Below are 5217 nucleotides of genomic sequence, written 5' to 3' on the forward strand. Positions count from 1 at the left end.
GGCTTGGTTTTCACTATCTCTGCGATTATCTTATTGATGTAATCAGTACGAATATTGTCAATTCTATGGTGAAGCTTCTGTATCTTAAGCTTTTGTTTCTGTATATTTCTTTTTTGAGTAGACTCTCCTTTCTTTAGATTTTCATACTTTCGAGAAAGACTTCTCTGTTCTCGAATAAGCTTTTTTTCAAGCTTCCTTAATCTGGCAGATTTATTGATGTTCTTATAGGTTTTTCCGTTAGAGACAATCGCAAAGTCCTTTAATCCAAGGTCAATGCCAATTCCTTCACTGGAATTATTGGCTGTCGTTTTGTCTGGGATTTCTATAAGAACTGAAACATAGTATCTGTCAGCTTTTATTGAGACATGACCGCTCTTAATTACGTATCCGTCTTTAGTTGTGGGAATATATCCTTTCTCTTTGATGCGTACCCAGCCAAGTGACGGAATCTTGATTCTGTGTCTTTCGCAAAGGCAATCTTTTGGATTATTCCTTACAAAATACATTTTCACATCAGATCTGCTTTTCTTCTTAAATTTTGGAAAGGCGCTCTTATGATTAAAGAAGTTTTCAAATGCGGTCTGTCCGTTATTTACTGCCTGTGTTACCGATTTTGAATAAGCTTCCTTGATCCATGAATATTCTGGATGGTTCGGAAGATACTCATTGTTAAGCCATACTCTAAACTGGCTGCTGCTCATAAACTTTTTTCCACTTTCATGAAGCTCCTTATTATGAGCAAGATAGAAGTTATATATAAATCTGCAAGTACCTATTGTTTTACGAATCTTTACTTTCTGGTCCTCTGTAGGATTTATTTCCGTTTTGAAGCTCTTCAGCAATTTCCTCATCCCTTTCTATCTGTTTTTTATACTTACGAAGCCCCTGCAACTGGCAGGAGAACACATGAAGTATTGAAACCATATACTGTATGAGTTCTCCATCTGATTTCTAATCTAATTATAGTACAAATGGAAAATCTATGCATCAAGTTCAGCTTCATGAACGCCGATTTATAGGCGTTTATATAATTTAATTTTCACAAACCTGTGGTCTGTGGGTATTCAAATAATTCTTTTACATTATAAAACTATCTTAAAAATGCAACTTGATTTAGTAAATGATGATTATAAGTATAATAATGCCTTTAGTTTTGGTTCGGTTTGCCTTTAAAGTTCCTTTTCTATCTCAACGTTATAACATCTTAACAGATACGCCTAAAAGTTCAGTAAAATCCTTTAATTTATAATTTGTGATATTTGATGTTTTCATTTTAACGCTCTCCTTTGAGGAGATTTGAACACATCTAATCACAATAGTCGATATATTTAGTTACTTATATTTTCCTCTTGCTTATAAAGGTGCATATGGAGTCAATGATACAGGATATGGTGTCTATGATCATTATGACTTAGGAGAATTCAAAAGCAAGAATACAATACGTACCAAATATGGCACAAAGAAGGAATATCTCTGGTGTATTAAGATGTTTCATCTATTTGGAATAGATGTCTATGCAGATATTGTATTGAATCATCTCATGGGTGCAGATGGAATGGAACAAGTCATTGCCTATAAGGTAGATGCCTATCATAGACATAAAGTATCTAAAAGAAAAAGAGTCATTCGTGCTTCTACATACTTCTCATTTCCATCTAGAGATAAATATTCTGACTTTATATATAATTCAAAACATTTTACGAGTGTAGATTATGATGCATCTAAACATCAACATGGTCTTTATCTTTTTAAGGGAAAACACTTCAGTGAGAATGTTGATGATGAATATGAAAATTATGATTATTTAATGGGTGCAGATTTAGACTACAATAATCCTGAAGTAGTCGAAGAAGCTATTCAATGGGGACTTTGGTATAAAGACATTACTCATCTAGATGGCTTTAGATGTGATGCCATTAAGCATATAGACTCATCTTTCTATGAACATTGGATCACTATAATGCGTAAACATTCTAAAAAAGAACTCTTTACTGTAGGAGAATACTGGGGTGATATTAACCATTTATGTCATTATCTAGAATCTACACACTTCTGTATGAGTCTATTTGATGTACCATTACACTATCATTTCTATGATGCCAGTCATTCTAATGGTTATTATGATATGCGAGAACTCTTCAATAATACGTTAGTACAAAGATATGACAAGTATGCTGTCACATTTGTGGATAACCATGATACACAACCAGGACAATCCTTAACTTCATTCATAGAAGATTGGTTTAAACCACAGGCTTATGCCTGCATTTTACTAAGAGAACAAGGTTATCCATGTATCTTCTATGGTGACTATTATGGAATCCCTCATGATCATATCAATCCCAAAAAAGACATATTAGATTATATGTTGAAACTAAGAAAACAATATGTAGAAGGAATAAGACATGATTATATAGATGATCCAGATGTGATAGGATGGACTTTTGAAACAGGACTTGCAGTCATACTCACTAATAGTAAAGGTGGCACAAAACGTATGTTTGTAGGTAAGAAGTATAAACATATGACAGATGGCAAACATACTATTGATATTATTGATGGCTATGGTGAATTCATATGTGATGAAGCATCTCTTAATCTGTATATTGCACAAAAATAGAAATTATTGAATATATTGGTTACTGTTGTATTTACCTTTGTCTGAGTATACCGTGAATATAGAAGAGGAGCGAACATTTTGAATTTTACTTATGCGCAAGTGAAAAGTTTGAATGACATTGGATAAATAATAGAGAGAAAAGTGTTACATAGAAGTGTTCGTGAACTTGCGAATGATACAAATGTATCCACGGCAACAATTATGCGTTTTTGTAAGAAGATGGGTGTGAAGTATTAAGCTTCAGAAGGTAAATTTAGGAAAATTAATTCTTTTGTTCCAATAGTATATGCAACAGAACGGATTTTTTATGAATTAACACAAAATATGTGACTAAGGTTTGTCACTCGGGATCATTTCTGTGAGACCTAATGATTATAGAGCATCACAATATGACCATACAGCAGATGATAACATAAAGAAGAAAATATTTGACAGGATGTATCATTTAGCAGATGGAACTCTAGTACAACGAGACTGGTATTCATCATTTCTGTTGTACTGCTATGATTACAGGACTAAGAATATAGATAGAGATAGATGTATTTCAGAATTTGAAGAGTGTTACAGTAAGGAAGAAGCCTTAATTAAAAGAATTGAGACTAATAGAATCAAAGTATTGAATAGTGGAATCAAAATAGTATAAAATAAACATCAGGGAGATTGATTATACTTCCATATCGTAAGATAGAAATTTACCGTTAATGTGGTCGTTGGACTGCTTGGTAATAAAAGTTCTTACTTAAATAGATTTACACTTGTATTCCAAAGTCTGAAAATGATGTACGATTACAAGCTAAACTTGACAGTAAGAACCCCACGGGCTTGCCCGTGGGAGTAGTCAGATGCAGTTGAGAGAATTGTTGGTATACTTACAAAAGATGAGATTGAAGAATAACCGTTCCTCTAGTAACGGTTATTTTTTTAATTGGACCACCAACACAAATAACAATTAGTGTTACGTATATATGTAACGAGTAACTATTTCAAAGTAAATAGTTACTTTTTTCAATTTTTAGTTATATAAGAGATAAAACTATTGTTATAATTGGTATGTATTATAAATAAATTCTGTTAGAAGTAAAATACAAGAAAAATATAAGTATAACGAATGTCTCGAGTGAGTGTTACATGTTACATTATGTTTCAAATTAATTGTTTTTAAATTATTTCTATGATATTTTTTGCATGGTTTTTTCCAAACATTAACAATAACTTAAAAAAGGTGCTTATATGAAGAAGAAAATAACTTTTATTAGTTTAATTATCATTTGTATCATAATGTTTCTGATTACTACTTTCTGTCCAATTTATAAGGTAGAAGGAAACTCTATGAGCCCTACATTAAAGAATAATGATTATGTATGTATTAAAAAAACAAAATCTTTTAAACAGGGAGACTTAATCGCTTTTGAATACAACAATAAGCTTCTTGTAAGAAGAGTTATCGCCCTAAGTAATGATGAGGTCAATATTGATACAAATGGCTATGTATTTGTGAATGATAAGAAACTAGAAGAAGACTATCTATCAAGTAGAAAAGACAATCCATTACGTGATGAAGTCTTTCCTTATATCGTGCCTAATGGAAAAGTCTTTGTACTTGGAGACAATAGAAGGCAATCTATAGATTCTAGAATGCGAGATTTAGGATGTATTGATCAAAAACAAATTATTGGAAAAGTTGTCATGAGGGTTTATCCGATTACACGCTTTTCTATTTATTAAATAAAGGAGAGAATATGACAGATTTTAATATTTTAAATAAGCCTGGCAGAAAGAAGTAAATGGTAAAAACTATAAGATTAACAATTTGACACCAGGCTATTATTTAGTAAAGGATAAAGATGGTTCAGTATCTGGACAGGATTCTTATACTAAGTTTATTTGAGAAGTTGTAGGTAATGATGTATCTGCAAAAGTAAAATCAAGTGTTCCTACTTCAGAAAAGAAAGTAAAGGATACAAATGATACTGAAGGTACAAAAACATGATGGCAGGATTCTGCAGACTATGATATTGGTGATCAGGTATCATTCCAGTTAACTGGTACTGTAGCTCAGGATTATAATGATTACAAAAGTGTTTATCAGTTAGTGTTCCATGATACTTTATCTAATGGCTTGACGCTTGACAGAGATTCATTTAAAGTTTATAAAAATGATAGCAACGAAGTACTTGAATTAAATCAATATGAAGTGAATATCACAGATGATCAGCACTTCACTGTAACTATTAAGGATGTAAAAGTTTTGGGTGATGATGTATCAAAAGTAAGAGTTGAATATACTGCGACATTAAATGAAAATGCAGTTATTGGTTTTTTAGGTAACCCAAATATAATGTATATGGAATTCTCTAATAACCCTAACAATGAACAGGGTGGAGATAAAGGTCAGACACCAGAAGATAAAGTAATCGTATTTACATATAAAGTTGTTATCAACAAAATTGATTCTCGTAGAATTCCACTTGCAGGTGCTGAGTATTCCGCTAATGGAAGACCACTCGTTACAGTAGAGAAGTCCACTCAATACGCTGGACAAGTCCGCCTCACCAAAAAATTGAATACGGTTGGAAGTCCACAATTAATTTGAAAAA

General features: G+C 32.1%; 5 protein-coding genes and 1 pseudogene. 5 read left to right on the forward strand and 1 reads right to left on the reverse strand.

Annotated features, from left to right (window positions below; translation table 11 throughout):
- A partial coding sequence (locus tag H8909_RS13550) for an RNA-guided endonuclease InsQ/TnpB family protein (RefSeq protein ID WP_187013043.1) occupies positions 1-851 on the reverse strand: 851 nt, incomplete at its 3' end.
- Between the two features lie 473 nt (positions 852-1324).
- On the opposite strand from H8909_RS13550, the gene H8909_RS12400 reads away from it, so the two are divergent.
- From H8909_RS12400 to H8909_RS12420, 5 genes and pseudogenes are all read left to right on the forward strand, one after another.
- A complete protein-coding gene (locus H8909_RS12400) occupies positions 1325-2620 on the forward strand; it encodes an alpha-amylase (protein WP_369409841.1) in 1296 nt (431 codons plus the stop codon).
- A 141-nt stretch (positions 2621-2761) separates the two neighbouring features.
- A complete protein-coding gene (locus H8909_RS13825) occupies positions 2762-2857 on the forward strand; it encodes a hypothetical protein (RefSeq protein ID WP_369409840.1) in 96 nt (31 codons plus the stop codon).
- 121 nt (positions 2858-2978) lie between these two features.
- The gene (locus H8909_RS12410; protein WP_202985975.1) at positions 2979-3263 is read left to right on the forward strand and encodes a hypothetical protein; all 285 of its coding nucleotides are present in this window, start codon (positions 2979-2981) and stop codon (positions 3261-3263) included.
- 587 nt (positions 3264-3850) lie between these two features.
- On the forward strand, positions 3851-4345 hold the full coding sequence (gene lepB / locus H8909_RS12415) for a signal peptidase I (protein WP_117458178.1): 495 nt from the start codon (positions 3851-3853) through the stop codon (positions 4343-4345).
- A 286-nt stretch (positions 4346-4631) separates the two neighbouring features.
- A pseudogene (locus H8909_RS12420) lies at positions 4632-5213 on the forward strand (isopeptide-forming domain-containing fimbrial protein); the annotation flags it as partial.
- Positions 5214-5217 lie beyond the last annotated feature (4 nt).

The sequence above is a fragment of the Catenibacterium faecis genome (genome assembly GCF_014306455.1).
Taxonomy (GTDB): Bacteria; Bacillota_I; Bacilli_A; order Erysipelotrichales; family Coprobacillaceae; genus Catenibacterium; species Catenibacterium mitsuoka_A.

Coding starts and splice junctions, on each gene's coding strand:
- lepB (WP_117458178.1), top strand. CDS start 3,851: ATGAAGAAGAAAATAACTTTTATTAGTTTAATTATCATTTGTATCATA.